This window comes from Collinsella aerofaciens (genome assembly GCF_964243765.1).
Classification (GTDB): Bacteria; Actinomycetota; Coriobacteriia; order Coriobacteriales; family Coriobacteriaceae; genus Collinsella; species Collinsella aerofaciens_BU.
The window spans coordinates 81,486-107,946 of the sequence record NZ_CAXTGI010000001.1 but is presented as its reverse complement, the minus strand read 5'-3'; the positions used below and the strand labels follow the sequence as shown (position 1 = coordinate 107,946).

Below are 26,461 nucleotides of genomic sequence, written 5' to 3'. Positions count from 1 at the left end.
CTGTAACAGCTAAAGCCCATTTTGCGGTCTATCTGTTACAGATCGAGACATTCGAATCCCCTCAAGGGAATAATCTCAATCTGTAACAGTAACTCGGCAAAATCAGTCCCAGATGCTACAGATTGAGACAAAGGGACGGCGCGGTTCGTAAGTATCTCGATCTGTAACACCTAGCCCACTTTTAACGGTCCAGTTGTTACAGACTTAGACAGAACCAGTAGACAACGAAAGCGGCAACGTCCGTGATGGACGTTGCCGCTTTTCTATTGAGAAAACTACTCGGTTTTCGTTACTAACCACCACAATGGGGACAGGCACCTTTGTGGTGGTTTTGGCCTTAGCCCGTCCCCTGCTGTTAGACCGTGATGACGTTGTCCATTGCCCGGTACTTGGCGGGCACCTCGCCCGCGGTGATGATCGTTGCATCGCGAAAGTCCGCGAACTTGACGGGCGCCACCATGCCAAATTTGCTGGCGTCCGAGATTACGAAGCGTTTGGCCGTATGACGCATCGAGATGCGCTTTACTTGGGCCTCCTCGATATCGGGCGCCGTGAAGCCCTGCTCGGCGGCGATGCCATTAGAGCCCCAAAAGCCACAGTTGAAGTTGTAGCGATCTAAGGTTGCCAAGGCATCGGGGCCAACGAGCGCCTCGGTCTCGGGTTTGAGCTCGCCGCCCAGCACCACGGTACGCATACCCCGCAAAGCAAGGCGCTGAGCATGGAGCACGGAATCGGTCACGTAGGTGACATCTTCAAGGTGGGGAAGATGCTCGATGAGCCTGAGCGTCGTCGAGCCCGAGTCGATGTATACAAAGCTCTCAGGCTCCACAAGCGCCGCCGCACGGGCGCAGATACGCTCCTTGTCATCGTTATGGAGGTCGCTGCGCTCATTAAGCGTTAGGTCGCGCGTCACGTGCGCGCGCTCAAGACTCGTCGCCCCACCGTGGACCTTGGCGATGCGATGCGCTCGGTCGAGCGTCTGCAGATCGCGCCGAATGGTAGACGCCGTCACGCCCAGGGCCTCAGCAAGCTCCGGAACGGTAACCGAGCCGGCCTGCTGCACCATCGATACAATCGCGTTGAGCCTATCTTCCGCAAGCATCGCTTACTCCTCCTCGGGGTACACGACTCCCCAGTCGGCGCGAAGCTTGGTCATAAGCTCCATAACATCAGAAGCATAATCCAGCAGCTCGCGCTTGGAGTCGTCGCCGGCAACGGCCTTCTCAAGATCGGCCATCTCGTAGCACAGTGCGTAGGCCTCGGTGCCAGCGTGGACCTCCTCGCGGTGGCCGTCGGCAGTCCACACGATGGTCGCGTGATCGGCACGCGGATACTCGTTGACCTCGATATAACACTTGTCGAAGCTAATGATCGAGCGCTTGGGCTGCTTGGAGTGGAGCGTAAGGCTCACCACGCCCAGCTGCTGTTCGGCATTACGGCAGACGATGCCGCCCGCAACATCGACGCCAGTCTCGCAGGTGTTGCCTAGAGACACGACCTCGGCGGGCTGGCTGGCCATAAAGAGACGCATGACGGACAGGGCATACACGCCAATATCGAGCATGGCACCGCCAGCAAGGTTGCGGTTGTAGAAGCGATTGGTCAGATCGCCGTACTCCTTGTAGCTGCCAAAGTTGAGCTGAGCGAGATTCATGCGGCCGAACTCACCGACATCCATGCGACGACGCAGCTCCTGATACAAAGGCATGTGGAGCACCGTGGTGGCGTCCATAAGGACCACGTTGTGCTCGGCGGCAATGGCACGGGCCTCATCGAGTTCAGCGGAATTGAGGGTAATGGCCTTCTCGCAGAGCACGTGCTTACCAGCTGCCAGCGCAGCGCGCAGATAGGTGATATGAGTGTTGTGCGGGGTGGTGATGTAGACGGCGTCGATGTTCTGATCGGTGTAGAGGTCCTCGACCGTTTCATAGACCTTCTCAATGCCATACTGCTCTGCAAAAGCCTGAGCCTTGGACAGTGTGCGGTTGGCAACGCCCGCAAGCTTGCGGCCGGCAAGAGCGAGAGACTGGGCCATCTGGTTGGCGATAACACCGCAACCGATCACTGCCCAGCGGAGCTCGGGGGCAGTAAAAATATCGTTGGGGAATGGCTTGTCCTGGACCGAGGCAAATGCCACCTTAGCGGCTGCTTCGGCGTCGAGCGGAGCCTGTTTGGAATCTGCCATGATGTGCCTCCTAAGTCATCGGAAGTCCTTCATTTCAAACAACCCTATATTCGCACAATCGCGCGCGTATTTGCTCGTGTTTGCGTGTCTATTTGCTTATCGGTCATTATTTAGCCATAGTTGGCAGATATTTGCGCGGCTATGCGCATTATCGCGCAAATCTATGCGCGATAATGCGCATGCGACAATCCTTGCGAAACATAAAGGAACGGAACACCATAGCCATAAAAGACAGAGTAGGCTGTATTACTCCACCCCTCTGGGGGGCGCAGCCATCAAAGGACTGTCCCAAACTGCCGGCATATAGGGACTTCCCTAACTGCCGGCACAAAGGGAACGTCCCCAGCTACCAGCGTTTCAACGGCACTCATTTAAGTCTATCCCCAATGAGTAGGGATAGAAAAAGGCCCGGGTGCCGTGGCATCCGGGCCTTTGCTAGCAACTTGATGTTGCGGGCAGCTTAGAACTTGTGGCCGCACTTCTTGCAGACGCGCAGCTTGTTCTTGCCGTCCTTCTCGTGACCGACGCGGGTAACCTTACCGCACTCGGGGCAGACGAGATTGACGTTGGAGGCGTCGATGGGAGCCTCCTGCGAAACGATGCCGCCCTGCTGGTTGGCAGCGTTGGGCTTGACGGCCTTCTTGACGACCGAAACGCCCTCGACAACGACCTTGTTCTCGGCGGGGAGAGCACGCAGGACAACGCCCTGCTTGCCGCGATCCTTACCAGAGAGAACCTGGACCTTATCGCCCTTCTTGATATACATATATCTCCCCTAACTACAGGGTCTCGGGAGCGAGCGAGACGATCTTCATGTACTTCTTGTCACGAAGCTCGCGAGCGACGGGCCCGAAGATACGGGTGCCGACGGGCGAACCATCGTTGTTGATGACAACGCAGGCGTTCTCATCAAAGCGAATGTAGGAGCCATCCTTGCGGCGGATCTCCTTAACGGTGCGAACGACGACGCAACGGACAACGTCCTTCTTCTTGACGTTGGCGCCAGGGGTAGCCTCCTGGACAGCACCGATGAACACATCGCCGATGCCTGCATAACGACGCTTGGAACCGCCAAGCACCTTGATGCAGCGAATCTTGCGAGCGCCGGAGTTGTCGGCGACGTTCAGCATGGTTTGCATCTGAATCATGGTAGATGTTCCTCCGAACTAAGAACCGAAGAGAGGTGCGCAGCCTTTATACGGCCCGTGGTATGCAAGCCAGGCATACGCACATCTTCGGAAACGTACAAGTCGTAAGAGCGACTGCTTATTTAGCGCGCTCGACGACCTCGATGAGGCGCCAACGCTTCATCTTGGACATAGGACGGGTCTCCATAACGCGGACGGTGTCGCCCACGCCAGCCGTGCACTCCTCGTCGTGAGCGTGCAGCTTCTTGGAGCTGGTCATCATCTTGCCGTACTTGGGGTGACGCTTGCGCTCGGTGATGGTGACAACAATGGTCTTGGCACCGGAGACGGAGGTAACGACACCCGTACGGACCTTACGCGAGTTACGCGAATCAGTCATGTTCTCTCCTTAGGTCCTACTCGGCGACAGCGGACTTCTCCGCTGCGATCTCGCGGGCGCGCTGCTCCGTGAGGACGCGAGCGATGTCCTTCTTCACGGTGTTGACGCGAGCGGTGTTGTCCAGCTGGCTGGTGGCCATCTGGAAACGAAGGTTAAAGAGCTCGGCGCGCATTTCCTTCAGCTTCTCAACGAGCTGAGCGTCCGAGAGCTCACGAATCTCTGCGGGCTTCATTAGTTCTCCTCCTTGGCGGCGGCGGCGTCCTCAGCAGCCCACTTGGCCTCGAGAGCGGCCTCCTCAGCCATCTCCTTCTCGATGCGCTGCTCAGCGTTCTTAGCAGCAACAATCTTGGTCTTGATGGGAAGCTTGTGCTGTGCAAGACGCAGAGCCTCGCGAGCGACCTCCTCGGGCACGCCCTTGACCTCGAACATGATGCGGCCGGGCTTGACGACGGCCACCCACTCCTCGGGGTTACCCTTACCAGAACCCATGCGAGTCTCGGCAGGCTTCTTGGTGATGGGCTTATCGGGGAAGATCGTGATGTAGACACGACCGCCACGCTTCATGTAGCGGGTCATGGCAATACGAGCGGCCTCGATCTGACGGTTGGTGATCCAATGGGCCTCGAGAGCCTGGATACCAAACTCGCCGAAATGCAGCTCGGTATTACCCTTGGCCTGGCCCTTCATGGAGCCACGCTGCACCTTGCGGTGAAGAATACGCTTAGGGGCAAGCACTACTGACCCCTCCTCTCGGAGTTACGACGACGAGGACGGGAAGAGCCCTCGAGTGCAGGGTTGGGAACAGGCTGGCCCGGGAGCTTCTCGCCCAGGTAGATCCAGACCTTCACGCCGCAAGCGCCCATGGTGGTGCTGGCGACAGCCGTGCCGTAGTCGATCTTGGCACGGAGGGTGTGCAGAGGCACGCGACCCTCGCGGTACCACTCACGACGGCCCATCTCGGCACCGCCGAGACGACCAGAGCACTGGATACGGATGCCCTTAGCGCCGGCCTTGCGGGCGGACTGGACAGCCTTGCGCATAGCGCGACGGAAGGCAACGCGGCCCTCGAGCTGCTCGGCGATAGACTGAGCAACGAGGTTGGCGTCGAGCTCGGGGCGCTTGATCTCGACAACGTCGACGGAGAGCTGGCCCTTGGAGACGCCAGCGACCTTCTCGAGCTCGGTGCGGAGGGTATCGATCTCGGCACCCTTCTTACCGATGACAACGCCGGGGCGAGCAGTGAGGATGATGACCTTCACCTTGTCGCCAGCGCGCTCGATCTCGACGCGGGAGACAGCTGCGCGGGAAAGACGCTTCTCGAGGTACTTGCGGATCTCGAGATCGTTACCGAGGGTCTTAGCGTAATCCTTCTCTGCGAACCAGCGGGAGCGCCAGTTCTCGGTGATGCCAAGACGGAAGCCGGTGGGGTAGACTTTCTGACCCATACAGCTTTACGCCTCCTTTCGAGGAGCAACGACGACGGTGATGTGGGAAGTACGCTTCAGAATGCGAGAAGCGGAACCCTTGGCGCGGGGACGGATGCGCTTAAGCGTCGGACCCTCGTCAACATAGGCAGCGGCGACAACCAGGTTGTCGGCACGCAGACCGTTGTTGTTCTCGGCGTTCGCAACGGCGGAACGGAGAACCTTCTCGACATCCACGGCGACGGCGCGGTCGCAGAAGTGGAGGATGTCGAAGGCCTGAGCGACAGGCTTGCGGCGGATCAGATCGACCACCAGGCGGGCCTTGCTGGGGGAAACACGCACGTACTTAGCGACGGCGCGAACCTCGGTGGCCTCAGTTTCAATAGACTTAGTTGCCATTTACGGTTAACCCCCTATTTGGCCTTGTGGCCACGGAACGTACGAGTCGGCGCGAACTCGCCGAGCTTGTGACCAACCATGGACTCGGTAACATACACGGGCACATGCTTGCGGCCGTCGTGGACGGCAATGGTGTGACCAACCATCTCGGGGAAGATGGTGGACGCGCGGGACCAGGTCTTCACGACGTCCTTCTTGCCAGCCTCGTTCATCGCGGTGATACGCGAGAGAAGGCGAGTCTCCACGAACGGGCCCTTTTTGAGACTTCTGCTCATAAGTGCTTTCTCCTAAAACTCGGTATCCGAAATTACTTCTTACGGCGACGAATGATGTGCTGGTTCGAGACCTTCTTCTTCTTGCGCGTACGAAGGCCCTTCGTCGGCTTACCCCAGGGGGTAACAGAGGGACGACCAGAGGTGTGGTTCTTGCCCTCGCCACCGCCGTGCGGGTGGTCGACAGGGTTCATGACGGTACCGCGGACGGTCGGGCGCACGTTCATGTGACGCTTACGGCCGGCCTTGCCGATGACGATGTTGGCGTGATCGGCGTTGCCGACCTCACCGACGGTGGCGCGGCAGGTAACGAGGATGCGGCGCATCTCGGAGGAAGGCATACGGACGATAGCGTACTTGCCCTCCTTACCCATCAGCTGGCAGGAGTTACCGGCGGAACGGGCGATAGCAGCGCCCTTGCCCGGCTGGAACTCGACGGCGTGGATGAGCGTACCGACGGGGATGTCGGCGAGGGGCAGAGCGTTGCCCGGCTTGATGTCGGCGTCAGAACCGGACATGATGGTCTGACCGACCTCGAGGCCCTTGGGGGCCAGGATGTAGCGCTTCTCACCGTCAGCATAGTGCAGCAGAGCGATGCGAGCGGAACGGTTCGGATCGTACTCGATCGTGGCAACCTTGGCGGGCACGCCGTCCTTGTTGCGCTTGAAGTCGATCACGCGGTAACGACGCTTCACGCCGCCGCCCTGGTGGCGGGTGGTGATGCGGCCGTTGTTGTTACGACCGGCCTTCTTGGGCAGGGGCTCGAGAAGAGACTTCTCGGGCTTGGTGCAGGTGATCTCGGAAAAGTCGGAGATCGTCTGCCAACGCCTACCAGCGGAGGTCGGCTTAAGGTGCTTTACAGCCATTACAATCCCTTTCAATAGGAATCCGTTAGCCATCGCAGACAGGGATTCGAGGTTCTGCCTCGGGTGCGATGACACCGGACGTATACACGGTTCCGGGCGTGTCCATTTTATACGCCCGAAACCTTGAGCTCTCGCCTCCCCTATTTGGGAGGCATGAGCTCACTCAACAGCAGCGAGTCTTAGGCCTGATTGCCAAAGACCTCGATGGTGTCGCCCTCGGCCAGCGTGACGATGGCCTTCTTCCAAGAACGGGTCTTGCCGGCGACATAGCGCACACGCTTGGTCTTGGGCTTGACCGTCAGGGTGTTCACGCGAACGACCTTGACGCCGAAGATCTCCTCGACAGCGTCCTTGATCTGATACTTGTTAGCATCCTTGGCGACCTCGAACGTGTACTTGTTCAGCTCCATGCCGGAGAAGGAACGCTCGGACACGATCGGACGGATGATGATCTCGTGGGCGGTCATTTATGCAAGCACCTCCCCGAAGTGAGCGGCGATGTCGGCGGGCATCAGCACAGCGTTGTTGTTGACGAGATCGTAGGTGTTGGCCTCGTCAGCGGTGATGATGAACGTCTTGGGAATGTTGCGGAACGACAGGTAGGCGTTGACGTCCTCATCGCGAACGATGATGGTCAGACGCTTGCCCTCAAGGCCGAGAGCCTTGAGCATGGCGACGGCAGCCTTGGTGGAAGGCTTCTCGAAGCCGTAGTCGTCGACGAGCACGAGCTCGCCATCGGCCAGCTTGGCGGACAGCGCGGAGCGCATAGCCAGCTTGACCTCCTTGTTGTTCATACGCTTAGCGTAGGAACGGGGCTTGGGGGCGAAGACAACGCCACCGTGACGCCACTGGGCAGCACGGATGGAACCCTGGCGGGCACGGCCGGTGCCCTTCTGACGCCAAGGCTTCTTGCCGCCACCGGAAACCTCAGAGCGGCCCTTAGCAGACTGGGTGCCCTGACGCCAAGAGGCCATCTGGCACTTGACGATGTGGTGCATAACGTGGATGTTCGGCTCGATGCCGTACACCTCAGCGGCGAGCTCGGCCTCGGCGACCTTCTTGCCCTCGCTGTTCTTTACTTCAAACTTTGCCATTTAAGTGTTCTCCTTGGTATGACGCTGGGCTAAATGGGCTGGGCCCTTAGGCCATACGGATGGCGACGAGACCATTCTTGGCACCCGGGACAGCGCCCTTGACCAAGATGAGGTTCTGCTCGGCATCGATGCGGACAACGGAAAGGTTCTTGACGGTAACGCGCTCGTTACCCATGTGACCGGCCATCTTGACGCCCTTGAGGACGCGCGCAGGATAGGCGCACTGACCGATAGAACCGGGATGACGCTGGAAGTGAGAACCATGCGTCATAGGACCGCGGCGCTGACCCCAGCGCTTGATGCGACCCTGGAAGCCCTTACCCTTGGAGGTACCGATGACGTCGACCTTCTCGACATCAGCGAAATCAGCGACGGTGACGACCTCGCCGACCTTGTGCTCCTCGCCGTTCTCGACGCGGACCTCACGAAGGAAGCGGACAGGCTCGACGCCAGCCTTGGCGAAGTGACCAGCCATGGGCTTGTTCACGTTCTTGGCCTTGATGTCGCCGAAACCGATCTGGACGGCGTCATAGCCGTCGGTTGCCTGAGTTTTAACCTGCGAGACAGCGCAGGGGCCAGCCTGGATGACCGTGACGGGAACGACGTTATCGTCCTCGTCCCAAACCTGGGTCATGCCAATCTTGCGGCCGAGAATCATGCTGATCAAGATATGATCCCAACTCTCGCGTGGTCTTGGGACAATGCGTACACCACCGAGCGTACGCCCCTAGAGGACCACTACTTACACGACGTGCTCCCCAGCCTTGTATTTCGCCCGGACTACCTGACAACCCTATTAAGCAGGCATTTTGTCCAGCCAGAATACTCCCCTGGTTTCACACAGCTGTTTAGTATACACGGCTGCGGGCGTATCCATCGAGATTCATATTTCACTCACATTGTTTACGCAGGTAAAGTGCGTGGATGGCTCCCGAGCACGGCGGAGGGCCGGAGAAATATATTAAGGTCCCTGCTCTACAGTCCTGCGCAAGACGGAGAGCACATTAAGTGCTCTCCTTTGCGTGCGGAACTCGCGATGACCTTAATATATTTCTCCGGCCCTCCGCCGTGCTCGGGAGACGACACGTTGATGTCTGCTTAACTCTGCTCGCTCAGGCTAATGACTTTGTTGGGGGTCCACTATTTGCTGGAGGGTGAACTTGCATTGCATTGGCTCGCCCTCTACTTGTGGCTCCGCCTCATCAAAATCGAAAATCATAATGGCGCAGTTGGGGAGTTTTGCTGGGAGCTCGAAGCCCTCAAGGGCTGCAGCCTTGATGAATTGGCGGCTGGCGCTGCCGTGGCTTACTGCTAGGAGGGTTTCGGTGTCCTTAGCGCCCATGAGATTGGTGAGGGTGCCTACCATGCGTTCTTGCAACGCGTGGCTTCCTTCTCCTCCGAAGGGGACCAGATCCTCGCCGGGGTCCCAGACGTCGGTGGGAAGGGCATCGTGGGGGCCTTCTTCGAAGGTGCCGTAGCTGCGCTCGATGATGCCTTCGCAGGGCTCGACTGCTGCATCCGGGCCGAGGAGTTCGGTTGCGACGAGACTTGCCGTGTCCATGGCTCGGCCTAAGGGCGAAGAGACCACTTTGTCGGGAACGACGTTGTGGGCCTTGAGCCATGCGGCTGCCATTCCCGCTTGTTTGCGGCCCAGGTCGGTCAACGGTGAATCGCAGCGGCCCTGGACCAGCTTTTTGACGTTGAACTCCGTCTGACCGTGGCGGAGTAGGTATAGGCGCTTCATGCTCTCCCCTTCTGCATCAGTTGCTTTATCAGCTCGGCCCTACTCGTGGGTATGGCCGACATAGTCTTCGTCGATCGTGATCTTGGCAATCGACTTGGGATATTCGGATTCGACATGTTTCGCCAACGCGCGCTTTAGGTCCTCGGCGTTCATCGTCAAATCCGAGGGCCGCGCGCAGTCAAAGATCACGTTGGTATGCGTGGGGCCCGGAACACAGCGTAGGTCGTGGATCGAGAGGCGGCTATCGACCTCTTGAGCCATAGCGTTGATGCGCAGACGCATGCTCGCCACCTTTGGATCGTCGGTCACGATGGGGTCGTAATGGAGCGTGACGATCATACCGTCTTCGTTCCTAAACGACTGCTCGATGTTATCGAGCGTGTCGTGACTTTCCAGCGGGCTGGCCTCGGCCGCCATCTCGGCGTGCGCACTTGCAAACTTCCTGCCCGGACCGTAATCGTGAACCATAAGGTCGTGGACGCCCAAAACGCCGGGGTAGCTCATGATTTTGTCTCGAATGTGCTTGACCAGCTTGGGATCGGGCGCCTGGCCCAAAAGCGGGCTCACCGTATCCTGGATGAGCTCAAAACCGCTCCAGCCGATATAGGCGCCAACGGCAAGGCCGACCCATGCATCTAGATTGATATGCGTCACCTGCGAAACAATCGCGCACGCCAACACGGCGCCCGTGGCTAGAACATCGTTCTTGGAATCCTGCGCGGTCGCATGCAGCGTCTCGGACTCAATGCGATCGCCGAGTTTTTGGTTGAGGGCCGCCATCCAAAGCTTTACGACCATCGAAAGCGCAAGGACTGCCACCAGGGCAAGCGAGAACTCGACAGGTTCGGGGTGGATGACGCGCTCAACCGAGGACTTGATAAGCTCAAGGCCGATCAGCAGCACGAGCGCCGCCACGACCAGACCCGAGAGATACTCGTAGCGGCCATGGCCGTAAGGATGCTCGGGGTCTGCCGGCTTGCCCGCCAGCTTAAAGCCCAAAACGCTCACGATGTTCGAACTGGCATCGGAAAGGTTGTTCATGGCGTCCGCTACGATCGAAACCGAGCCTGACACCACTCCGATAGCACCTTTCGCAGCGCAAAGTGCCACATTGGCGAGAATGCACACCATGCCCGTCAGCGTACCCACGCGCGCACGGTCACCCTGCGCACGACGAACAATCCATTCGACCATCTTTATCAGCCCCCATGGCGTTATCCATATAGATCCATTGCGTAACCGGATTGTAGTGTAGCCACTTTATCCACAAGATACAAAAAGGCCGCAGCCCACATGAGCCACGGCCTTGGACACTTTGTCACATTGCGCGATACTGACCGATCGCTCGGTATTTTTCATAGCGAAGATTGGTGAGCTCATCGGCATCGAGCGCACCCAGCTTGTCGAAAGCCGCGAACGCTGCGGACATCACGGCGTCGGCGATCTCCTCGTGCGACAACCCTTCGTCTTTAACGATGCCATCGATAATGCCCAGCGATAGCAGGTCGGGGGCCGTGAGCTTCAACGCCTCAGCGGCCTCCTCTGCGCGATCGGTGTCCTTCCACAGGATCGATGCGCAGGCCTCGGGGCTTACCACCGAATAGGCAGAGCTCGAGAGCATAAGAATGCGGTCGGCAACAGACAGCGCCAGCGCGCCGCCGGAGCCGCCCTCCCCCGTCACCACGGATACGACCGGCGTCTTAAGACCGCTCATCTCCATGAGGTTTTGGGCGATCGCCTCGCCCTGGCCGCGCTCCTCGGCACCAATGCCGCAAAACGCGCCCGAGGTATCAACCAGGCACAGCACCGGACGACCAAACTTTTCGGCTTGACGCATCAGACGCCGTGCTTTGCGGTAGCCCTCGGGATGCGCCATACCAAAGTTGCGGTGCATGCGCTCCTTGGTCGTGGTGCCGCGCTCGATGGCGATAACCGTCACGGGGCGTCCGTCTTTCCAGCCAATGCCACCCACCACGGCGGCGTCGTCACCAAAGTAACGGTCGCCGTGCAGCTCCACAAATCCATCCAGGCCCAGCGAGATCATCTCGCCTGCCGTGGCGCGATCTGCCGAGCGGGTCTGCTTGACAATCTCGAGCGCGGTTTTTGGTGCCGCCGAGCGCTTAAACAAGTGTCCCAGCTTTTTGCCGCGACGACCCATATGCACGATCTCATGCGGAGCCCCTAGGCCGGGCGCGTGCCCTTCGTGCAGCGCCAGCAGCTCGCCTACCGTGAGCGCAATCTCACCACGCGGAACAACGGCATCGCAAAAGCCGTGCTCCAGCAAAAACTCGGAACGCTGGAATCCCTTGGGCAGACGCTTGTGCATGTTCTGCTCGATCACGCGCGGGCCGGCAAATGCCGTCAGGGCATCGGGCTCGGCCAGGATAATGTCGCCCTCCATGGCAAAGCTCGCGGTTACACCTCCGGTCGTGGGATCGGTGAGCACCGTGATATACAGGCCGCCCGCCTCGCTGTGGCGCCTAACCGCCGCAGAAATCTTGGCCATCTGCATGAGCGAGGTCACGCCCTCCTGCATGCGGGCGCCGCCCGATACGGTAAAGCCAACGACCGGCAGCCCCAACTCGGCCGCGCGCTCAAAGACACGACAGATCTTCTCGCCCACCACGGAGCCCATTGAGCCCATCATAAAGTTGGCATCCATAAAGAAGAGCGCGGTATCGCAGCCGCAGATTTTGCCCCTGCCGCACACAACGGCACCGCGCTCGCCCGAACGCTCGCTCACGCTCTTAAGCTTGTCGGCATAACCGGGAAACGAGAGGAAGTCCTTCGACGCCAGATTGGCATCCCATTCCTCAAAGGTGCCCGCGTCGACCGTCATGCGCATGCGCGCGCGACCGCTCACGCGAAAGTGTTTGCCGCAACGAGGGCAGACCTCGAGGTTGTCGTGCAGGCGCGCCTCATCGATCACACGGCGGCACTCCGGGCATTTGACAAACACGTGGCGCGCGGGGAACTCGGCGCACGACTCGGTTATCGGCCCCTCAAGGACATTGACCGTCTTCGCTTTTCTATTCATCAGCATAGAGATGCCCCATCAGATCGGTGTGATACATGCCCGACAAAAACTCGTCGTTTGCCAGCACGTCGAGCTGAAGCTCGCTGTTTTCGCTCACGCCCTCAATCACGAGCTCGCCCAGGGCCGAGCGCATCTTGCGAATGGCACCGTCACGCGTGGGCGCGCACACGATGAGCTTGCCGAGCATGGAGTCGTAGTACGGCGGAACTTTCGCTCCGGTAAACATGGCGGAATCCCAGCGCACGCGCGGACCACCCGGCACACGCAACGCGGTGACCGTTCCACATGACGGTAGAAAGTCCGGCGTTTCGGCATTGATGCGGCACTCCATGGCGTGGTTGCGGACCGGTACGTCCTCCTGCTCAAAGGGCAGAGGCTGGCCGGCAGCCACGCGCAGCTGCCACTTAACCAGGTCGGTATCGGTCACAAACTCCGTAACCGGATGCTCCACCTGCAAGCGCGTGTTCATTTCCATAAAGTAGAAATTGCCGTCATCTGAGTACAAAAACTCGATGGTGCCAGCGCCCTCATAGCCAACGGCACGAGCCAGGTCGCGCGCGGCCTTGTGCATGCGCGCGCGAATATCATCGCGTCCGTCGAGGCACGGCGCGGGGCTCTCCTCGATCAGCTTTTGGTTGCGGCGCTGCACCGAGCACTCGCGCTCGCCGAGCGAAAACACATGGCCCTGCTTATCGGCCATAATCTGTACCTCAACGTGATGCGCCGGCGCAACGAACTTCTCCATGTAGCACTCGCCGTCGCCAAAAACGGCCTCACCCTCGGCACGCGCCTCGATGAACGCCTTTGCCGCATCTTCCACGCGCTCGACCTTGCGAATACCGCGACCGCCGCCGCCCGCGCGCGCCTTAATAAGCACGGGGCAGCCGATGCGCTCGGCCTCGGCCGTTGCTTCCTCGGGGCTTTTGAGCAAATCGCAGCCCGGCACGATGGGCACGCCCGCAGCAGCGGCCGTTCGGCGTGCGGCGTCCTTGTCGCCCATGCTGTCGATCACCTCGGCCGAAGGACCGACAAACGCCAGACCGAACTTGTCGCAGTCGCGCACGAAGCTCGCCTTCTCGGAGAAAAAGCCATAGCCGGGATGAATTGCCTTAGCTCCCGACTTTACGGCACAGGTGAGCACGGCATCGTCGTTGAGGTAGCTCTCGGCAAGACGCGGGCCGCCGATGCAATACGCCTCGTCGGCAAGCTGCACGTGCAGCGCGTCCGCATCGGCCGTGGAATAAACGGCGACGGTCTTGATGCCCATATCGCGGCACGCGCGGATAACACGGACCGCGACTTCGCCGCGGTTGGCGATGAGCACTTTGTCGAACATGAAGCCTTCCTTAACTTTCGTGCACGAGTGCAAAAGACATATCGGCGCGGCAGCAAACCTCACCGTTGACGCTCGCAGTACCCGTCGCAAAGCGGAACGGCCCGCGCGCACGCGTGATGGAGCACACTAGATCCACCGTGTCGCCCGGGCGCACCGGACGCTTAAAGCGCACCTTGTCCAGACTCGTGTAGAACGGCGTCGCGCCGCGCGCTTCCTCATCGCCCATCAGCAGCACGCAGCAGTTCTGGGCGAGCATCTCGCACTGAATCACGCCGGGGACGACCGGGTTTCCCGGAAAATGCCCCTGCAAAAAGTACTCGTCGCCCGTAATCGTGATCTTGCCGTGGGCCTCGTCGCCCACCAGCTCGGCTTCGTCGAGCAAAAGCATCGGCTCGCGATGCGGCAACAGTTCTTTAAGCTCTTCTTTGTTCATGGATATCACCTATCCGATCCTCATGAGGCAGCTGTCAAACTCCACGAGGTCGCCGTCGGCCACGCAGATCTCGAGCACCTCACCGTCTGCCTCGGCCGTCACCTCGTTGAGAACCTTCATGGCCTCGATGATGCAGAGGGTCTCGCCGGCCTTGACCTTGGAGCCCACGCGCACAAACGGCTCGTCGCCCGGCGCAGGGGCAGCATAGAAGACGCCCACCATGGGAGCAGTCACCTCGGTGCCCTTGGGCTCCGGCGCGGCGGCAGGTGTCTGCGTGGCGGGTTCCGGTGCGGCAGGCGCGACTGTGGGAGCTGCAACTTGAGCGGCCACGGCACCCGGCATAGGCATGGGCACGGCAACCGGCTGCGCCACACTCGCGCGCTCGAGTTCGACCGCGGTGCCATCGGGCTCCTCAACGCGTACGCGCGTGAGGCCGCGGTCCTCCATCACATCGGCTATCTCGGCAAGTCTTTTGGAATCCATGCTCTAGCTCCTCGTATATCTACGCAGCGCGATGGCGGCGTTGTGCCCGCCAAAGCCTAGGTTGGTCGAAAGCGCCCAGGTAAGGTCGGCGCGAACCGCGCGATTGGGCGTGTAATCAAGATCGCAGGCGGAATCGGGCGTGTGGTAGTTAATGGTCGGCGGCACCACGCCCTGCTCGAGTGCCATGGCGCAGGCCATGACCTCAATGGCCCCCGTGGCACCGATCATGTGCCCCGTCATCGACTTGGTCGACGAGACATGTGCGGCGCGCGCCGCGTCCTCGCCGAGCGCTCGCTTAATGCCCGCCGTCTCGGACGAATCATTAAGCTTGGTCGAGGTGCCGTGGGCATTGATGTAGAGGCCCTCGGAAGGCTTGACGTCGCCCTCGGCCACCGCCAGCGATATCGCGCGGGCAATGCCGGCAGCCTCGGGATCGGGACTCGTGATGTGATAAGCATCATCGGTGTTGCCGTAGCCCACGACCTCGGCATAAATGTGCGCACCGCGCGCCTGCGCATGTTCCATGCTCTCGAGTACCAGCACGCAAGCGCCCTCGCCCATCACAAAGCCGTCGCGGTCTGCATCGAACGGGCGGCAAGCCGTCGCGGGATCGGGGTTGGTGGTCAATGCGCGGCAGGACGTAAAGCCTGCAACGGCATCGGGGATAATGGCCGCCTCGGCGCCGCCCGCGAGGATCGCGTCGGCATAGCCGTGCTTGATGGCGCGGAACGCCTCGCCCACCGCATGGGCCGAGGTCGCGCAAGCAGTCACGACTGGCAGGGTCGGTCCCTTTGCCTTGTGGCGGATCGCGATATTGCCCGAAGCCATGTTGGGGATCATCATCGCAATCATATAGGGCGATGCGCGGCGAGGTCCACGATCGGCGATCGTGTGGACGTTGTCGACGAGCGTCGTCATGCCGCCCACGCCCGAGCCCACGTAGACGCCCAGACGCTCACGATCGATGGCGCCTTCGACATCAAAGCCCGCATCGTGCATTGCCTCGTCCGAAGCCGCCATCGCAAACTGAACGCAGGGGTCGAGATGCTTGGCGTCACGCTTGCCAAAGTACTCGTTGCCGTCAAAGCCCTTGACTTCGGCCGCCACCTTGACGGTAAACGCATCGGTATCGAAGTGCGTGATCGGGCCGATGCCGCACGTGCCGGCACACATGGCCGCCCAGGTGGCAAGCGCGGTGTTGCCGAGCGGCGATACGGCACCGATGCCGGTGATTGCAACTCTCTGTTCCATCATGGTCTCCTCATCCAAGCCGTTCTTCGGCCCTGGTTTCTACATCGCCATTCCGCCGTCGACGCGCACGACCTCGCCCGTAATGTAAGCAGCCGCATCGCTCGCTAAAAAGCGCACCACGCCGGCCACTTCCTCGGGACGTGCCATGCGCTTAAGGGGAATCTGTTCCTCGGTTGCCGTACGCACCTTCTCCGAGAGCTTTGCCGTCATATCTGTCTCGACAAACCCGGGGGCGACCGCGTTCGCTCGTACGCCACGAGGCGCAAGCTCGCGCGCCACCGCCTTGGTAAGCCCTATCACGCCCGCCTTGGAAGCAGCGTAGTTGGCTTGCCCGGCATTGCCCATCAGGCCCACGACCGAGCTCATGTTGACGACGCAACCGCCGCGCTGGCGCATAAAGGTCTTGGTGAGCGCGCGCGTCATATTGAATGTTCCCTTGAGATTGACATCGAGCACGCGATCGAATGCGTCATCGCCCATGCGCATGAGCAGGCCATCGCGGGTGATGCCGGCGTTGTTGACGAGCGCCCAAATGGAACCAAAGTCGTTGAGGACCGCTTCCACGCACGCGTTGACAGCAGCGGGATCGGCCACGTCGCATTGATATGCGCGTGCCGTGGCGCCAACCGCCTCACAGGCTTCGCACGTCTTGCGCGCCGCATCGACGCTGCCGGCATAGACGACGGCGATATCAAAGCCGTCCTCCGCCAGACCGACAGCGCAGGCGCGGCCGATACCCCGCGAGCCGCCCGTGACCAGTGCCACACGACGTGAGTCGTTGCGCTCGAGCGCGCCGTTGTTCAAGTTGCCCATGTCATTCCTTTCGGGTTACAGCCCTGTGGACTATGCGAGCTCGTCGGCAATAGCTGCGACCTGCTCGGCCGTTTCGCACGAATACACGCGAACGTCGCTCAGCGTACGCTTGGCCAGGCCCGACAGTGTTTTGCCAGGGCCGACCTCAATAAACGTGTCGATGCCCTGATTCTGCAGAGCATGCAGCGTGTCGACCCAACGAACGGCATGACTCACCTGATTGGCCAAGACATCCGATGCCGCTCGCGGGTCCGCCGGATAGGGCGCCGCCGTCATGTTTGCCATGACCGGAATCAGCAGCGGTGACGGCGCGTGGCCGGCTTGGATATACGTCGCCAGCCCCTCAGTCGCCTCGGCCATATAGGGGCTATGAAATGCGCCCGACACCGCGACTTTCATAGCGCGGCCGCCAGCCTCTTTTACTAGGACGTCGAGCTCCTGCAGCGCCTCGGGCGCTCCGGCAACAACCGTCTGCTGCGGACTGTTGTAGTTGACCGGCCAGCAGTCCTCGCCGGCCTGTTTTGCCAGGTTCTCGACTTGCGCCGCATCGAGCTTGATGACGGCGCGCATGCCGCCCGGATGGCGCTCGGCAGCCGCGGCCATCAGCGCCGCGCGCTCGCACACGAGCTCAAAGCCCGCTCGCGTATCGAACGCCCCCGCAAAGGTGAGCGCGGCGACCTCGCCAAGCGAAAAACCCGCACAGGCGGCAGGTACCACGCCGCGCTCACGCAGGGCGACAGCCGCTGCCAGATCGTGAACGAACACGCACGGCTGCGTGTTCTCGGTCTGCGAGAGTTCCTCCTTGGAGGCGCTTCGGCACTGCTCACTGGTCCCCGGGCGCACCTCGTCGGCAATGGCGAACACCTCGGCGGCGGCCGGCGATGCCTCGATCAGGTCGACGCCCATCGCGGGGTGCTGGGCGCCCTGGCCGGCAAACAGAAACGCTACGCCACCCATGCGCACGCACCCTTCAGGACGTGCTCGGCGCCATCGACCAGGTCGTCAACGATTTCACGTGCACTTTGGCGCTCGTTGACCATGCCGGCAATCTGTCCGCACAAATACGAACCCTCTTCGTAATTACCGTCCTTTGCGGCTTTACGAAGCGCGCCCGTGCCCATGGCCCCGAGCTCCTCGGGGCTTGCGCCCGCCGCCTCGTTCATGGCATACGCGTTGGTGAAGGGGCTCTTGAGGGCGCGAACCGGATGTCCCGTCGAGCGACCGGTCGCACGCGTCGAGGTGTCGTTGGCCTTCAGGACCATCTCCTTGTACTGCTCCGATACGGTGCACTCATCTGCGATCAGAAAGCGCGTACCCACCTGCACGCCGGCGGCGCCCAGCATAAAGGCGGCCGCCACGCCGCGGCCATCGGCGATACCGCCAGCCGCAACCACGGGAATATCGACCGCATCGACAACCTGTGGCACCAGTGCCATCGTCGAGGTCTCGCCAATATGGCCGCCTGATTCGGTACCCTCGGCAACCACGGCAGTGGCTCCACGACGCGCCACGAGACGCGCCAGCGCCACCGAGGCAACGACCGGGATGACCTTGATGCCCGCCTCGTTCCACGCCTTCATGTACTTGGTGGGATTGCCGGCACCCGTCACGACGACCGGCACCCGCTCGTCAATCACGACCCGCGCGACCTCGTCGGCAAACGGGCTCATGAGCATGACGTTGACGCCAAAGGGCTTATCCGTCCTGGCGCGCAGCTCATGAATCTGGTCGCGCAGCCAGTTGGCGTCGGCGTTCATGGCCGCGATTATCCCTAAGCCGCCCGCCTCGGACACTGCGGACGCCAGCGAGGCGTCGGCGATCCAGGCCATACCGCCCTGGAACACGGGCTTTTCGATGCCGAGCAGATCGCAGAGAGGAGTCTTGAGCATCTCTACTTCTCCAATGCCGCCTCGACCGTATCGGCGAACTCGCCGACCGTCTTGGGGTTCTCCTCGGTATCGAGCTGGATGCCAAACTCGTCCTCAACGGCGACGAGGATCTCGACGGTGCCCAGACTGTCGAGACCAATCTCCTCGAGCGTGGACTCGGGCTTCATCTCGACGTCGTCAAGACCGGCGGTCTCGCGGATAACATCGCAAACGCGCTCGAAGGTCTTCTGATCTGCCATGGTAGTTCTCCTTTGTTTGTGCCCTAGGGGCGTTTTTATTTCCTATGTGCGACTACTTCCAACGAAGTAGATAGCCACCTATATCCAGACCGGCGCCAAATCCAACGAGGGCGATGGTGTCGCCCGTGTGAAGTGCGCCGGCGTTTGCCAGTCGATCGAGAGCAAGCGGAATACAGGCGCTCGAGATGTTGCCGGTTTCACGCAACGTTCGGACCACACGGTCGTCCGGCACGCCTAAGCGCTTGACCGCCTGGCTCAAGATTCGTTCGTTAGCCTGATGGAATACAAAGTGGTCGATGTCCTCGACCGCGATGCTCGCGTCGCAAACGAGCTTGTTGACCGTGTCGCAGATGGCATTGACGCCAAACTTGAAGACGCGACGGCCGTTCATGGAAAGCACGCTTTCGCGGTCCTGCGCCGTCTTATACGGCGAGGAGCCCGCCAATCCGGGGACGCGCAGTGTTTCGACGTCAGGCGACGTCGAAAGCTCAACGGCGAGGGGATTCTCTCCCCCAGCCTCTATGACCGCAGCACCCGCGCCATCGCCAAAGAGCACGCAGGTGGCACGGTCGGTCCAGTCGAGCGCGCGCGTCATCTGCTCGGCAGCAACAATAAGCACGCGCCTGGCACGACCGCGGGCGATATAGCCCTCGGCGACATCGAGCGCAAATACGAAGCCGGCACAAGCCGCCGAAACGTCGAAAGCAGGACATGTGGCACCCAGGCGCTCAGCAATGGCGCACGCTTCGGCAGGAACGAGATGATCGCCCGTCGTCGTCGAACAGACGATAAGATCCAGCTGGCTCGCATCGATTCCGGACGTCTGGAGCGCTTGCTCGCTCGCCGCCACGGCAAGGTCGTCGAGTGACTCGGTGGTGCATACATGGCGGCTCTTGATACCTGTGCGGGTAAAAATCCACTCATCCGAGGTATCGAGGAACTCGGACAGCTCATCATTGGAAACACTGCGCTTAGGAAGCGCCGAGCCTGTTCCAAGAATCGTGAAACCCATCACTAACCTCCTTTGAGTTGTTGACGTGTTTACATCGACCAAGAGAGGATAGCGCATTTCAGTCGTTGTTAACGTGTTAACATTAAATTGTCCAAATGCGACAAAGGCTTCACATTGTGTCTCTCTCGACACCATTGCGTTATTCACTTATTCATTAAGGAGGTAGCAGCCGTTATGGATGCCAAATTAACGATAGTCGACGTAACCGGATCGACCAACGATGACCTGCTCGAAGCAGGAAAACAGGGAGCGCCGCACGGCACAGGACTTGCCGCCCGGGCTCAGACAGCAGGACGCGGCCGGCGCGGCCATAAGTGGGATTCAACCGCCGGCAACCTATTGCTTTCGATTGTCCTGCGTCCATGCGTTAATCCTGCGAAGTACTCTGGTCTTGCTGCCGTCAGCGGCCTAGCGATGCTCGAGGCGCTCGAAAAACAGGGTCTTGCAAACGAGATTGGCCTCAAATGGCCCAACGACCTGGTCGCGCGTGGACGCAAACTCGGCGGCATTCTGGTCGAGGCCGCACGCGATAACGAAGGCAAACCTTTCGCCGTCTGTGGCATTGGTGTCAATGTGAACTATGCGCCCCAAGAGGTGCCCGATGGCGGCCTGCCGGCAATCGGTCTCTCGGACCTTAACGAGAACGTTCCTGCTGTCGACATGCTCCTCGATGAGGTCTATCACGCAGTTATAGACGCTGTAGATGCCTGGGCAGAACGCCTCAACGCCATGGAAGAAGACGCTGGTCCGATCGCGCCCGTCCACGATGATTATGTCGCTCATCTCAATTGGATTGGGGAGCACGTTATCGCCCGTTCCCCTGCCGGTGACGAGCTGGCACGTGGCATCTTTCAAACGGTCGATGCCTTTGGTCGCGCGTGTATCGAAACGGAAGACGGCTTGCGTTCCTTCCATTTTGAGGAGGCGTCATTGCGCCCATTGAGCGAATAGAGCGCCGCAGCCACCTACTCGGCAGCATTACCCGGCAGTCCAAACCATCATTCAAAACAAAAGAGCCCCGCTACCGTAACGGCAGCGGGGCTCTGTAAGCTATGAGCGATATCGCTTAGAGCTTGATGTCGATGTCGACGCCAGCGGGGAGGTCGAGACGCATGAGCGAATCAACGGTGCCCGAGGTGGGGTCGAGGATGTCGATGAGGCGCTTGTGGGTGCGCATCTCGAACTGCTCACGGGAGTCCTTGTTCACGTGCGGCGAGCGGATAACCGTGTACAGGTTGCGCTCGGTGGGCAGGGGGACAGGACCGGAAACGCGAGCGCCGGTCTTCTGAGCGGTCTCGACGATGAGCTTCGCGGACTGATCGACGACCTCGTGATCATAGCCCTTGAGGCGAATGCGGATCTTCTGGGTAGCCAACTTAAACCTCCAAAGAGTGCGAGAGATGTTCTCGCGGATTACGTAACAGGGAGCAGAACTTAGGCGTTCTTGCTCATGACCTCGTCCACGATGGACTTGGGCGCCGGCTCATAAGAGTCGAACTGCATCGTGTAGGATGCACGGCCCTGGGTCTGGGAGCGAAGGTCGGTAGCGTAACCGAACATCTCGCCCAGCGGCACCTTGGCACGGATGAGCTTGCTGTTCTTGCGATCCTCCATGCCCTCGATCTTGCCGCGGCGACCGGAGAGGTTGCCCATGACGTCGCCCATGTACTGCTCGGGGGTCTCGACCTCGACAGCCATGATCGGCTCGAGGAGCTGCGGGTCGGACTTCTTGAGAGCGTCCTTGATAGCCATGGAACCGGCGATCTTAAAGGCGGCCTCGGAGGAGTCAACCTCGTGGTAAGAACCGTCGAACAGGGTGACCTTAACGTCGAGGACCGGGAAGCCGGCGATAACACCGGTGTTCAGGGCCTCCTGGATGCCCTTGTCGATGGACGGGATGTACTCCTTGGGCACGACGCCGCCGACGATAGCGTTGACGAACTCGTAGCCGAAGCCCTCCTCCATCTTCTCGAGCTTGATGACGGCGTGGCCGTACTGACCGCGACCACCGGACTGACGGACGAACTTGCCCTCAGCCTTCTCGACGTCGTGACCAGCGGTCTCGCGGTAGGCAACCTGGGGCTTACCAACGTTAGCGTCAACCTTGAACTCGCGGAGCAGACGGTCGACGATGATCTCGAGGTGCAGCTCGCCCATGCCGGCGATGATGGTCTGGCCGGTCTCGTGGTTGGTGGACACCGTAAAGGTCGGGTCCTCCTCGGCGAGCTTGGTCAGAGCCAGGGACATCTTGTCCTGCTCGGCCTTGGTCTTGGGCTCAATGGCAACGTCGATAACGGGCTTAGCGAACTCGATCTTCTCGAGGACAATCTCCTTGCCCTCGGTGCACAGGGTGTCACCGGTGGTGGAGTTCTTGAAGCCGACGCAAGCGACGATGTCGCCGGCAGCAGCGTCGTCACGGTCGATACGCTCGGCGGCGTTCATCTCGAGGATGCGGCCGAGGCGCTCGCGCTGACCGTTGGAAGCGTTGATGACGTAGGAGCCGGACTCGGCACGACCGGAGTAAACGCGGACGTAGGTAAGCTTACCGACGAACGGGTCGGTCATGATCTTGAAGACCAGGCCGGAGAAGGGCTCGTCGAAGTCAGGATGACGCTCGATCTCCTCGCCGGTGTCCGGATCGGTACCGGTGACGGCCTTGACGTCGAGCGGGCTGGGCAGGTAGTCGACGACAGCGTCGAGCAGCTCCTGAACGCCCTTGTTCTTGTAGGCGGAACCCACGAAAACGAGGTTGAGCTCGTTGGCCAGGACGCCCTTGCGCAGAGCAGCCTTGAGCTCCTCGACGGTGAAGTCCTCCTCCATGAGGATCTTCTCCATGAGCTCGTCATCAAAGCTGGCAGCAGCGTCAAGGAGCTCCTCGCGCTTGGTAGCAGCGATGTCAGCGAACTCAGCCGGGATCTCGTCCATCGGCTCGGGGTAGGTCATGCCCTTCTCGTCGGCCTTGAAGTCCCATGCAGTCATGGTGACCAGGTCGATGACGCCCCAGAAGTTGTCCTCGGCGCCCATCGGGACCTGAGCGGCCACGGCGTTAGCGTCGAGACGGTCCTTCATGGTCTCGATAGCGTTGAAGAAGTCAGCGCCCACGCGGTCATACTTGTTGATGAAGGCGATGCGGGGGACGTTGAAGGTGGAAGCCTGACGCCAAACGGTCTCAGACTGGGGCTGAACGCCGGCGACGGCGTCGAAGACGGCGACAGCGCCATCGAGGACGCGCAGGCAGCGCTCGACCTCGGCGGTGAAGTCAACGTGGCCCGGGGTGTCGATGATCTGGATGCGATAGTCGGTACCGTCTTTCTTCCAGAAGCACGTGGTAGCAGCGGAGGTAATGGTTACGCCGCGCTCCTGCTCCTGAACCATCCAGTCCATGGTGGCAGCGCCCTCATGGACCTCACCAATCTTGTGGGTCTTACCGGTGTAGTAAAGAATACGCTCGGTCGTGGTGGTCTTACCAGCATCGATGTGAGCCATGATGCCGATGTTACGGGTATCGGAAAGCTTGTACTTAGGCTTAGCCATGTTAGTTCCTTACCTTAACTTACCAACGATAGTGAGAGAACGCGCGGTTGGCCTCGGCCATCTTGAAGACGTCCTCACGCTTCTTGACGGAAGCGCCCAGGCCGTTGGAGGCGTCGAGGATCTCGTTGGCGAGACGCTCGGCCATGGTCTTCTCCTTGCGAGCGCGGGAGAAGTTGACGATCCAGCGGATGCCCAGAGCGGTGGAACGACGGGAGTTGACCTCCATCGGGACCTGATAGGTAGCGCCACCGACACGCTTGGGCTTAACCTCGAGCGTGGGCTTGACGTTGTCCATAGCCTTCTTGAAGGTAGCGAGAGCGTCGCCACCCTCAGACTTCTCGGCAACGATCTCGAAAGCGGTGTAAACGATGCGCTCAGCGGTGGCCTTCTTGCCGTCAAGAAGGACCTTGTTGATGAGCTGAGTCACCAGGCGGTTGTTGTAAACGGCGTCAGGCTGAACCTCACGACGATTAGCTGCTGCACGACGCGGCATGTGAAATCTCCTTAAGTGTCTACCGTGCGGCGCCTAGGCGGCACACGGCGAAAGTATCAAAACGTTATCTGGCTTATTTAGCCTTGGGGCGCTTAGCACCGTACTTGGAACGGGCCTGCATGCGGTTCTGGACCGGAGCAGCGTCGTAGGCGCCACGGATGACGTGATAACGGACACCAGGGAGGTCACGGACACGACCGCCGCGGACGAGCACGATGGAGTGCTCCTGCAGGTTGTGGCCCTCACCCGGGATGTAAGCAGTAACTTCGATGCCGTTGACGAGGCGAACACGGGCAACCTTACGAAGAGCCGAGTTCGGCTTCTTGGGGCTCGTGGTGAAGACGCGGGTGCACACGCCGCGCTTCTGGGAGTTGTGCTGCAGAGCAGCGTTCTTGGACTTCTTGGGCACGGAACGACGGCCCTGGCGAACCAGCTGGTTAATAGTAGGCAAAGCGTACTCCTTCTCGAATGATTCCAGCTTTCTGTAAAGTGCAACGGCTTGAATCGAGGGGTCAGCATCCCCCTACGAAACACGCAGTTCGATAGGATACGTGCCGTTAGCTGTGCCGTCAACAGACCACGCCGCCGGGCGTATCCCAAAATAGCCATATTTCCGCAAAGCCTCCATAAAAGGAATCCCCGCCTGTGCGCAAGTGCCCATTCCAGCCGTCCATGTAACGCAAAAATGGCCGCTTCCTCTAGCAGGAAGCGGCCTAGACCTTACGAATAGACGATGGTAAAGGGTACTTCTGTTTCGGTCTCTCCTGTTGATGTGCACCTCGTTCCTTCAAGGGTTACCGATACAACCTGATCGACATTGATGAGCCTTGTCGGAACCCAGATGTTCTCTCCGCTATTGCGTGCCATCGAAACATAGAAGTTGTACGCCCCTGCGTCGTCATCTTCGATAATCTGCTCCGATCCATCCTTGTAGCTGACGGTCAGTTTATGATCAACTGCTTCATAGCCCAGATCATCGATGTGCGTCTGGATGGAAAACGGACTGATCTCGAGAGGCGAGTCATCGGAGCGGAGTTCTTTTGTATCGACGTGCGCTCCGACGTTAAACTCTGGCGTCGATACCTCGATCACCTTCGCATCCTCACCTTTGCCCTCCGTCCAACTGATATTCCAGGTGACCGCATGTCGTAAATCTCGATCGCGATTCCAAGATGCAAAGTACATCGTGCCGTTAATGACCGTGTCGCTTGATGTGTCTTTATCAATGGTGCAGCGTGTATCAGCCCATTCCTCGCCGAAGTTCATGCTGGGCGTACTGACGCCCCCTTCTTCTTCACCATAGAGAACAAGTTCGCCAAGCTCTGCCGCCGGCTTGTAGTAGTTAACGCCATTCGGATTGGACAAAGTAAAAGTCACAGCACCGCAACCGTTCTCGTCGATTGCCATCTCATGAATGTCGAGCGTATAGCCGTTGCCCTCGACGGACAGATTGACCTTCTGGACTGCACCCTCCAGGCTTTGGGGCGCGATACCATCACCAAACTCTCTGGTGTAGGTATATTTCGTCCCCGACGAGCCGCCATTTGTCCAGGTAACGGACTCTCCGTTGCCATGGTTTCCCCAGGCAGAGGCAAAATAACTGGAATTGACGACGGCGTAGGCGACCCCTCCGGTCGCCAGCACTCCGGCAAGACATCCGATCACGGCAACATACAGAGGCTTCGCGTGGCCCTTTCGATGAAGCGGCTCACCCGCAGCAGCATCAATAACACGGTCGGCAAGATCGCTATCGGCTTGGATGGACTCGAAGGCCTGCTTGATTTGATTGGATTTCACGGTCGCCCTCCTCTAGGATGAATTTGAGCTTCGATCGACCACGAGCTAAACGCGTTCGAACGGTCGCGGCTGGCACATGCAGCAACTCGGCAATCTCTGAAGTCGAGAAGCCCAGATAGTAATAGAGCACGATGGGAACACGGAATCGCTCCGGAAGTCGCATAACGTCTGACAGGACCGCCTTGGTCTCCTCCTGCGCCGTCGAAAGCGAATCGGCCAGATTCTCAATATCCTCCACGCGCCTCCACGGCTTTCGAAAGAGCGATTTGCATTCATTGATCGTGACCCGGATAAGCCATCGACGAAGATGCTCCCAGTTTTCAAATTGCGCGTCGCTTTTGAGCAACTTAAGAAAGACGTCTTGAGCGACATCGTCGGCGTCAGCGCGATCACGCAGATACGTCAATGCGATCCGAAACACGACATCCCGGTGGTCTTCGACCGCCTGTCTAAAAGCTTGTTCTTCCATAATCACCTCCCGGTGACATTAATGGTTCTCGATGAGGCCCTCACCATAGATACGCTCTTGTCGGGCGAAATGTTTCAAATTCAAGCATGAAAAGCCGACCAAAATAAACCTGTCCCTTATTGGCAGGTTTTCTTCAACGAAAAAGACCCGCTCCCCTGTTGGGA

Annotated in this window: 32 protein-coding genes and 1 pseudogene; 1 reads left to right on the top strand and 32 read right to left on the bottom strand. The window is 59.9% G+C overall.

Annotated elements, in window-relative coordinates:
• Window positions 1-355 precede the first annotated feature (355 nt).
• The 26 genes and pseudogenes from ACESSC_RS00545 to ACESSC_RS00420 all read right to left on the bottom strand — a co-directional run bounded on the left by ACESSC_RS00545 (window position 356) and on the right by ACESSC_RS00420 (window position 20,004).
• Window positions 356-1,102: a DeoR/GlpR family DNA-binding transcription regulator gene (locus ACESSC_RS00545; protein WP_117775841.1), complete on the bottom strand. Its 747-nt coding sequence runs from the start codon at window positions 1,100-1,102 to the stop codon at window positions 356-358.
• A gap of 3 nt (window positions 1,103-1,105) precedes the next feature.
• Window positions 1,106-2,185 (bottom strand): Gfo/Idh/MocA family protein, encoded by a 1,080-nt coding sequence (locus tag ACESSC_RS00540; protein WP_082435463.1) that lies wholly within the window; start codon window positions 2,183-2,185, stop codon window positions 1,106-1,108.
• A 460-nt stretch (window positions 2,186-2,645) separates the two neighbouring features.
• Window positions 2,646-2,951 (bottom strand): 50S ribosomal protein L24, encoded by a 306-nt coding sequence (rplX, locus tag ACESSC_RS00535; RefSeq protein ID WP_006235043.1) that lies wholly within the window; start codon window positions 2,949-2,951, stop codon window positions 2,646-2,648.
• A 13-nt stretch (window positions 2,952-2,964) separates the two neighbouring features.
• A complete protein-coding gene (rplN, locus tag ACESSC_RS00530; RefSeq protein WP_006235041.1) occupies window positions 2,965-3,333 on the bottom strand; it encodes a 50S ribosomal protein L14 in 369 nt (122 codons plus the stop codon).
• Window positions 3,334-3,451: 118 nt separating this feature from the next.
• Window positions 3,452-3,712: a 30S ribosomal protein S17 gene (gene rpsQ / locus ACESSC_RS00525; RefSeq protein WP_006235040.1), complete on the bottom strand. Its 261-nt coding sequence runs from the start codon at window positions 3,710-3,712 to the stop codon at window positions 3,452-3,454.
• Between the two features lie 16 nt (window positions 3,713-3,728).
• Window positions 3,729-3,944, bottom strand: a complete 216-nt coding sequence (rpmC, locus tag ACESSC_RS00520; protein ID WP_006235039.1) for a 50S ribosomal protein L29 — start codon at window positions 3,942-3,944, stop codon at window positions 3,729-3,731.
• A gap of 86 nt (window positions 3,945-4,030) precedes the next feature.
• Window positions 4,031-4,447: pseudogene (gene rplP / locus ACESSC_RS00515) on the bottom strand (50S ribosomal protein L16); the annotation flags it as partial.
• Window positions 4,447-5,157, bottom strand: coding sequence for a 30S ribosomal protein S3 (rpsC, locus tag ACESSC_RS00510; RefSeq protein ID WP_006235037.1), 711 nt, complete (start codon window positions 5,155-5,157; stop codon window positions 4,447-4,449). The gene rpsC and the pseudogene rplP, both read right to left, overlap by 1 nt.
• Window positions 5,158-5,163: 6 nt before the next feature.
• Window positions 5,164-5,535: a 50S ribosomal protein L22 gene (gene rplV / locus ACESSC_RS00505; RefSeq protein WP_006235036.1), complete on the bottom strand. Its 372-nt coding sequence runs from the start codon at window positions 5,533-5,535 to the stop codon at window positions 5,164-5,166.
• Window positions 5,536-5,549: 14 nt separating this feature from the next.
• Window positions 5,550-5,810 (bottom strand): 30S ribosomal protein S19, encoded by a 261-nt coding sequence (rpsS, locus tag ACESSC_RS00500; protein ID WP_006235035.1) that lies wholly within the window; start codon window positions 5,808-5,810, stop codon window positions 5,550-5,552.
• A 32-nt stretch (window positions 5,811-5,842) separates the two neighbouring features.
• Complete coding sequence (rplB, locus tag ACESSC_RS00495; protein ID WP_055250219.1) at window positions 5,843-6,673, bottom strand: 50S ribosomal protein L2; 831 nt, start codon at window positions 6,671-6,673, stop codon at window positions 5,843-5,845.
• A 179-nt stretch (window positions 6,674-6,852) separates the two neighbouring features.
• Entirely contained in the window at window positions 6,853-7,140 is a 288-nt protein-coding gene (gene rplW / locus ACESSC_RS00490; RefSeq protein WP_022094197.1) for a 50S ribosomal protein L23, read from the bottom strand.
• Window positions 7,141-7,767: a 50S ribosomal protein L4 gene (rplD, locus tag ACESSC_RS00485; RefSeq protein WP_006235032.1), complete on the bottom strand. Its 627-nt coding sequence runs from the start codon at window positions 7,765-7,767 to the stop codon at window positions 7,141-7,143.
• Between the two features lie 46 nt (window positions 7,768-7,813).
• Complete coding sequence (gene rplC, locus ACESSC_RS00480; protein ID WP_035137484.1) at window positions 7,814-8,434, bottom strand: 50S ribosomal protein L3; 621 nt, start codon at window positions 8,432-8,434, stop codon at window positions 7,814-7,816.
• Between the two features lie 450 nt (window positions 8,435-8,884).
• Entirely contained in the window at window positions 8,885-9,511 is a 627-nt protein-coding gene (locus ACESSC_RS00475) for a histidine phosphatase family protein (RefSeq protein WP_373160811.1), read from the bottom strand.
• 39 nt (window positions 9,512-9,550) lie between these two features.
• On the bottom strand, window positions 9,551-10,705 hold the full coding sequence (locus ACESSC_RS00470) for a cation diffusion facilitator family transporter (RefSeq protein ID WP_373160809.1): 1,155 nt from the start codon (window positions 10,703-10,705) through the stop codon (window positions 9,551-9,553).
• Window positions 10,706-10,829: 124 nt separating this feature from the next.
• A complete protein-coding gene (gene accD, locus ACESSC_RS00465) occupies window positions 10,830-12,548 on the bottom strand; it encodes an acetyl-CoA carboxylase, carboxyltransferase subunit beta (protein ID WP_373160807.1) in 1,719 nt (572 codons plus the stop codon).
• Window positions 12,541-13,884 carry an acetyl-CoA carboxylase biotin carboxylase subunit gene (locus ACESSC_RS00460; protein ID WP_117647602.1) on the bottom strand — a complete coding sequence of 448 codons (1,344 nt, stop codon included), beginning with the start codon at window positions 13,882-13,884 and terminating at the stop codon, window positions 12,541-12,543. Before ACESSC_RS00460 ends, accD begins: the two co-directional genes overlap by 8 nt.
• 10 nt (window positions 13,885-13,894) lie before the next feature.
• Window positions 13,895-14,317, bottom strand: coding sequence for a 3-hydroxyacyl-ACP dehydratase FabZ (gene fabZ / locus ACESSC_RS00455; RefSeq protein WP_342995752.1), 423 nt, complete (start codon window positions 14,315-14,317; stop codon window positions 13,895-13,897).
• Between the two features lie 9 nt (window positions 14,318-14,326).
• Window positions 14,327-14,800, bottom strand: a complete 474-nt coding sequence (accB, locus tag ACESSC_RS00450) for an acetyl-CoA carboxylase biotin carboxyl carrier protein (RefSeq protein WP_373160805.1) — start codon at window positions 14,798-14,800, stop codon at window positions 14,327-14,329.
• 3 nt (window positions 14,801-14,803) lie between these two features.
• A complete protein-coding gene (gene fabF, locus ACESSC_RS00445) occupies window positions 14,804-16,054 on the bottom strand; it encodes a beta-ketoacyl-ACP synthase II (RefSeq protein WP_233544650.1) in 1,251 nt (416 codons plus the stop codon).
• Between the two features lie 36 nt (window positions 16,055-16,090).
• A complete protein-coding gene (fabG, locus tag ACESSC_RS00440; protein ID WP_089572490.1) occupies window positions 16,091-16,864 on the bottom strand; it encodes a 3-oxoacyl-[acyl-carrier-protein] reductase in 774 nt (257 codons plus the stop codon).
• Between the two features lie 30 nt (window positions 16,865-16,894).
• The gene (locus tag ACESSC_RS00435) at window positions 16,895-17,821 is read right to left on the bottom strand and encodes an ACP S-malonyltransferase (protein WP_117655035.1); all 927 of its coding nucleotides are present in this window, start codon (window positions 17,819-17,821) and stop codon (window positions 16,895-16,897) included.
• Window positions 17,809-18,753, bottom strand: coding sequence for an enoyl-[acyl-carrier-protein] reductase FabK (gene fabK, locus ACESSC_RS00430; RefSeq protein WP_373160803.1), 945 nt, complete (start codon window positions 18,751-18,753; stop codon window positions 17,809-17,811). The genes ACESSC_RS00435 and fabK overlap by 13 nt, the downstream gene beginning before the upstream one ends.
• Before the next feature lie 2 nt (window positions 18,754-18,755).
• Window positions 18,756-18,992 (bottom strand): acyl carrier protein, encoded by a 237-nt coding sequence (locus tag ACESSC_RS00425; protein ID WP_006235019.1) that lies wholly within the window; start codon window positions 18,990-18,992, stop codon window positions 18,756-18,758.
• Window positions 18,993-19,044: 52 nt separating this feature from the next.
• Entirely contained in the window at window positions 19,045-20,004 is a 960-nt protein-coding gene (locus ACESSC_RS00420) for a 3-oxoacyl-ACP synthase III family protein (protein ID WP_373160801.1), read from the bottom strand.
• Window positions 20,005-20,178: 174 nt separating this feature from the next.
• Between ACESSC_RS00420 and ACESSC_RS00415 the strand changes: the two genes are divergently transcribed.
• On the top strand, window positions 20,179-20,955 hold the full coding sequence (locus ACESSC_RS00415; RefSeq protein WP_373160799.1) for a biotin--[acetyl-CoA-carboxylase] ligase: 777 nt from the start codon (window positions 20,179-20,181) through the stop codon (window positions 20,953-20,955).
• A 115-nt stretch (window positions 20,956-21,070) separates the two neighbouring features.
• Here ACESSC_RS00415 and rpsJ read toward each other — a convergent pair whose 3' ends face one another.
• From rpsJ to ACESSC_RS00385, 6 genes are all read right to left on the bottom strand, one after another.
• Entirely contained in the window at window positions 21,071-21,379 is a 309-nt protein-coding gene (gene rpsJ / locus ACESSC_RS00410; RefSeq protein WP_022094184.1) for a 30S ribosomal protein S10, read from the bottom strand.
• Between the two features lie 59 nt (window positions 21,380-21,438).
• Window positions 21,439-23,538, bottom strand: a complete 2,100-nt coding sequence (fusA, locus tag ACESSC_RS00405) for an elongation factor G (protein WP_373160797.1) — start codon at window positions 23,536-23,538, stop codon at window positions 21,439-21,441.
• Between the two features lie 19 nt (window positions 23,539-23,557).
• Complete coding sequence (gene rpsG, locus ACESSC_RS00400; RefSeq protein WP_006235013.1) at window positions 23,558-24,031, bottom strand: 30S ribosomal protein S7; 474 nt, start codon at window positions 24,029-24,031, stop codon at window positions 23,558-23,560.
• A gap of 73 nt (window positions 24,032-24,104) precedes the next feature.
• Complete coding sequence (gene rpsL / locus ACESSC_RS00395) at window positions 24,105-24,482, bottom strand: 30S ribosomal protein S12 (protein WP_006235012.1); 378 nt, start codon at window positions 24,480-24,482, stop codon at window positions 24,105-24,107.
• Between the two features lie 269 nt (window positions 24,483-24,751).
• Window positions 24,752-25,828, bottom strand: coding sequence for a DUF4179 domain-containing protein (locus ACESSC_RS00390; protein WP_373160795.1), 1,077 nt, complete (start codon window positions 25,826-25,828; stop codon window positions 24,752-24,754).
• A complete protein-coding gene (locus ACESSC_RS00385) occupies window positions 25,779-26,297 on the bottom strand; it encodes an RNA polymerase sigma factor (protein ID WP_233508924.1) in 519 nt (172 codons plus the stop codon). The genes ACESSC_RS00390 and ACESSC_RS00385 overlap by 50 nt, the downstream gene beginning before the upstream one ends.
• Window positions 26,298-26,461: the final 164 nt, after the last annotated feature.

Excerpts from the sequence above, each read along its gene's own strand:
- ACESSC_RS00545 (WP_117775841.1), bottom strand. The coding sequence starts at position 1,102 with ATGCTTGCGGAAGATAGGCTCAACGCGATTGTATCGATGGTGCAGCAG.
- ACESSC_RS00540 (WP_082435463.1), bottom strand. The coding sequence starts at position 2,185 with ATGGCAGATTCCAAACAGGCTCCGCTCGACGCCGAAGCAGCCGCTAAG.
- rplX (WP_006235043.1), bottom strand. The coding sequence starts at position 2,951 with ATGTATATCAAGAAGGGCGATAAGGTCCAGGTTCTCTCTGGTAAGGAT.
- rplN (WP_006235041.1), bottom strand. The coding sequence starts at position 3,333 with ATGATTCAGATGCAAACCATGCTGAACGTCGCCGACAACTCCGGCGCT.
- rpsQ (WP_006235040.1), bottom strand. The coding sequence starts at position 3,712 with ATGACTGATTCGCGTAACTCGCGTAAGGTCCGTACGGGTGTCGTTACC.
- rpmC (WP_006235039.1), bottom strand. The coding sequence starts at position 3,944 with ATGAAGCCCGCAGAGATTCGTGAGCTCTCGGACGCTCAGCTCGTTGAG.
- rpsC (WP_006235037.1), bottom strand. The coding sequence starts at position 5,157 with ATGGGTCAGAAAGTCTACCCCACCGGCTTCCGTCTTGGCATCACCGAG.
- rplV (WP_006235036.1), bottom strand. The coding sequence starts at position 5,535 with ATGGCAACTAAGTCTATTGAAACTGAGGCCACCGAGGTTCGCGCCGTC.
- rpsS (WP_006235035.1), bottom strand. The coding sequence starts at position 5,810 with ATGAGCAGAAGTCTCAAAAAGGGCCCGTTCGTGGAGACTCGCCTTCTC.
- rplB (WP_055250219.1), bottom strand. The coding sequence starts at position 6,673 with ATGGCTGTAAAGCACCTTAAGCCGACCTCCGCTGGTAGGCGTTGGCAG.
- rplW (WP_022094197.1), bottom strand. The coding sequence starts at position 7,140 with ATGACCGCCCACGAGATCATCATCCGTCCGATCGTGTCCGAGCGTTCC.
- rplD (WP_006235032.1), bottom strand. The coding sequence starts at position 7,767 with ATGGCAAAGTTTGAAGTAAAGAACAGCGAGGGCAAGAAGGTCGCCGAG.
- ACESSC_RS00475 (WP_373160811.1), bottom strand. The coding sequence starts at position 9,511 with ATGAAGCGCCTATACCTACTCCGCCACGGTCAGACGGAGTTCAACGTC.
- ACESSC_RS00470 (WP_373160809.1), bottom strand. The coding sequence starts at position 10,705 with ATGGTCGAATGGATTGTTCGTCGTGCGCAGGGTGACCGTGCGCGCGTG.
- accD (WP_373160807.1), bottom strand. The coding sequence starts at position 12,548 with ATGAATAGAAAAGCGAAGACGGTCAATGTCCTTGAGGGGCCGATAACC.
- ACESSC_RS00460 (WP_117647602.1), bottom strand. The coding sequence starts at position 13,884 with ATGTTCGACAAAGTGCTCATCGCCAACCGCGGCGAAGTCGCGGTCCGT.
- fabZ (WP_342995752.1), bottom strand. The coding sequence starts at position 14,317 with ATGAACAAAGAAGAGCTTAAAGAACTGTTGCCGCATCGCGAGCCGATG.
- accB (WP_373160805.1), bottom strand. The coding sequence starts at position 14,800 with ATGGATTCCAAAAGACTTGCCGAGATAGCCGATGTGATGGAGGACCGC.
- fabF (WP_233544650.1), bottom strand. The coding sequence starts at position 16,054 with ATGATGGAACAGAGAGTTGCAATCACCGGCATCGGTGCCGTATCGCCG.
- fabG (WP_089572490.1), bottom strand. The coding sequence starts at position 16,864 with ATGGGCAACTTGAACAACGGCGCGCTCGAGCGCAACGACTCACGTCGT.
- ACESSC_RS00435 (WP_117655035.1), bottom strand. The coding sequence starts at position 17,821 with ATGGGTGGCGTAGCGTTTCTGTTTGCCGGCCAGGGCGCCCAGCACCCC.
- fabK (WP_373160803.1), bottom strand. The coding sequence starts at position 18,753 with ATGCTCAAGACTCCTCTCTGCGATCTGCTCGGCATCGAAAAGCCCGTG.
- ACESSC_RS00425 (WP_006235019.1), bottom strand. The coding sequence starts at position 18,992 with ATGGCAGATCAGAAGACCTTCGAGCGCGTTTGCGATGTTATCCGCGAG.
- ACESSC_RS00420 (WP_373160801.1), bottom strand. The coding sequence starts at position 20,004 with ATGGGTTTCACGATTCTTGGAACAGGCTCGGCGCTTCCTAAGCGCAGT.
- ACESSC_RS00415 (WP_373160799.1), top strand. The coding sequence starts at position 20,179 with ATGGATGCCAAATTAACGATAGTCGACGTAACCGGATCGACCAACGAT.
- fusA (WP_373160797.1), bottom strand. The coding sequence starts at position 23,538 with ATGGCTAAGCCTAAGTACAAGCTTTCCGATACCCGTAACATCGGCATC.
- rpsG (WP_006235013.1), bottom strand. The coding sequence starts at position 24,031 with ATGCCGCGTCGTGCAGCAGCTAATCGTCGTGAGGTTCAGCCTGACGCC.
- ACESSC_RS00385 (WP_233508924.1), bottom strand. The coding sequence starts at position 26,297 with ATGGAAGAACAAGCTTTTAGACAGGCGGTCGAAGACCACCGGGATGTC.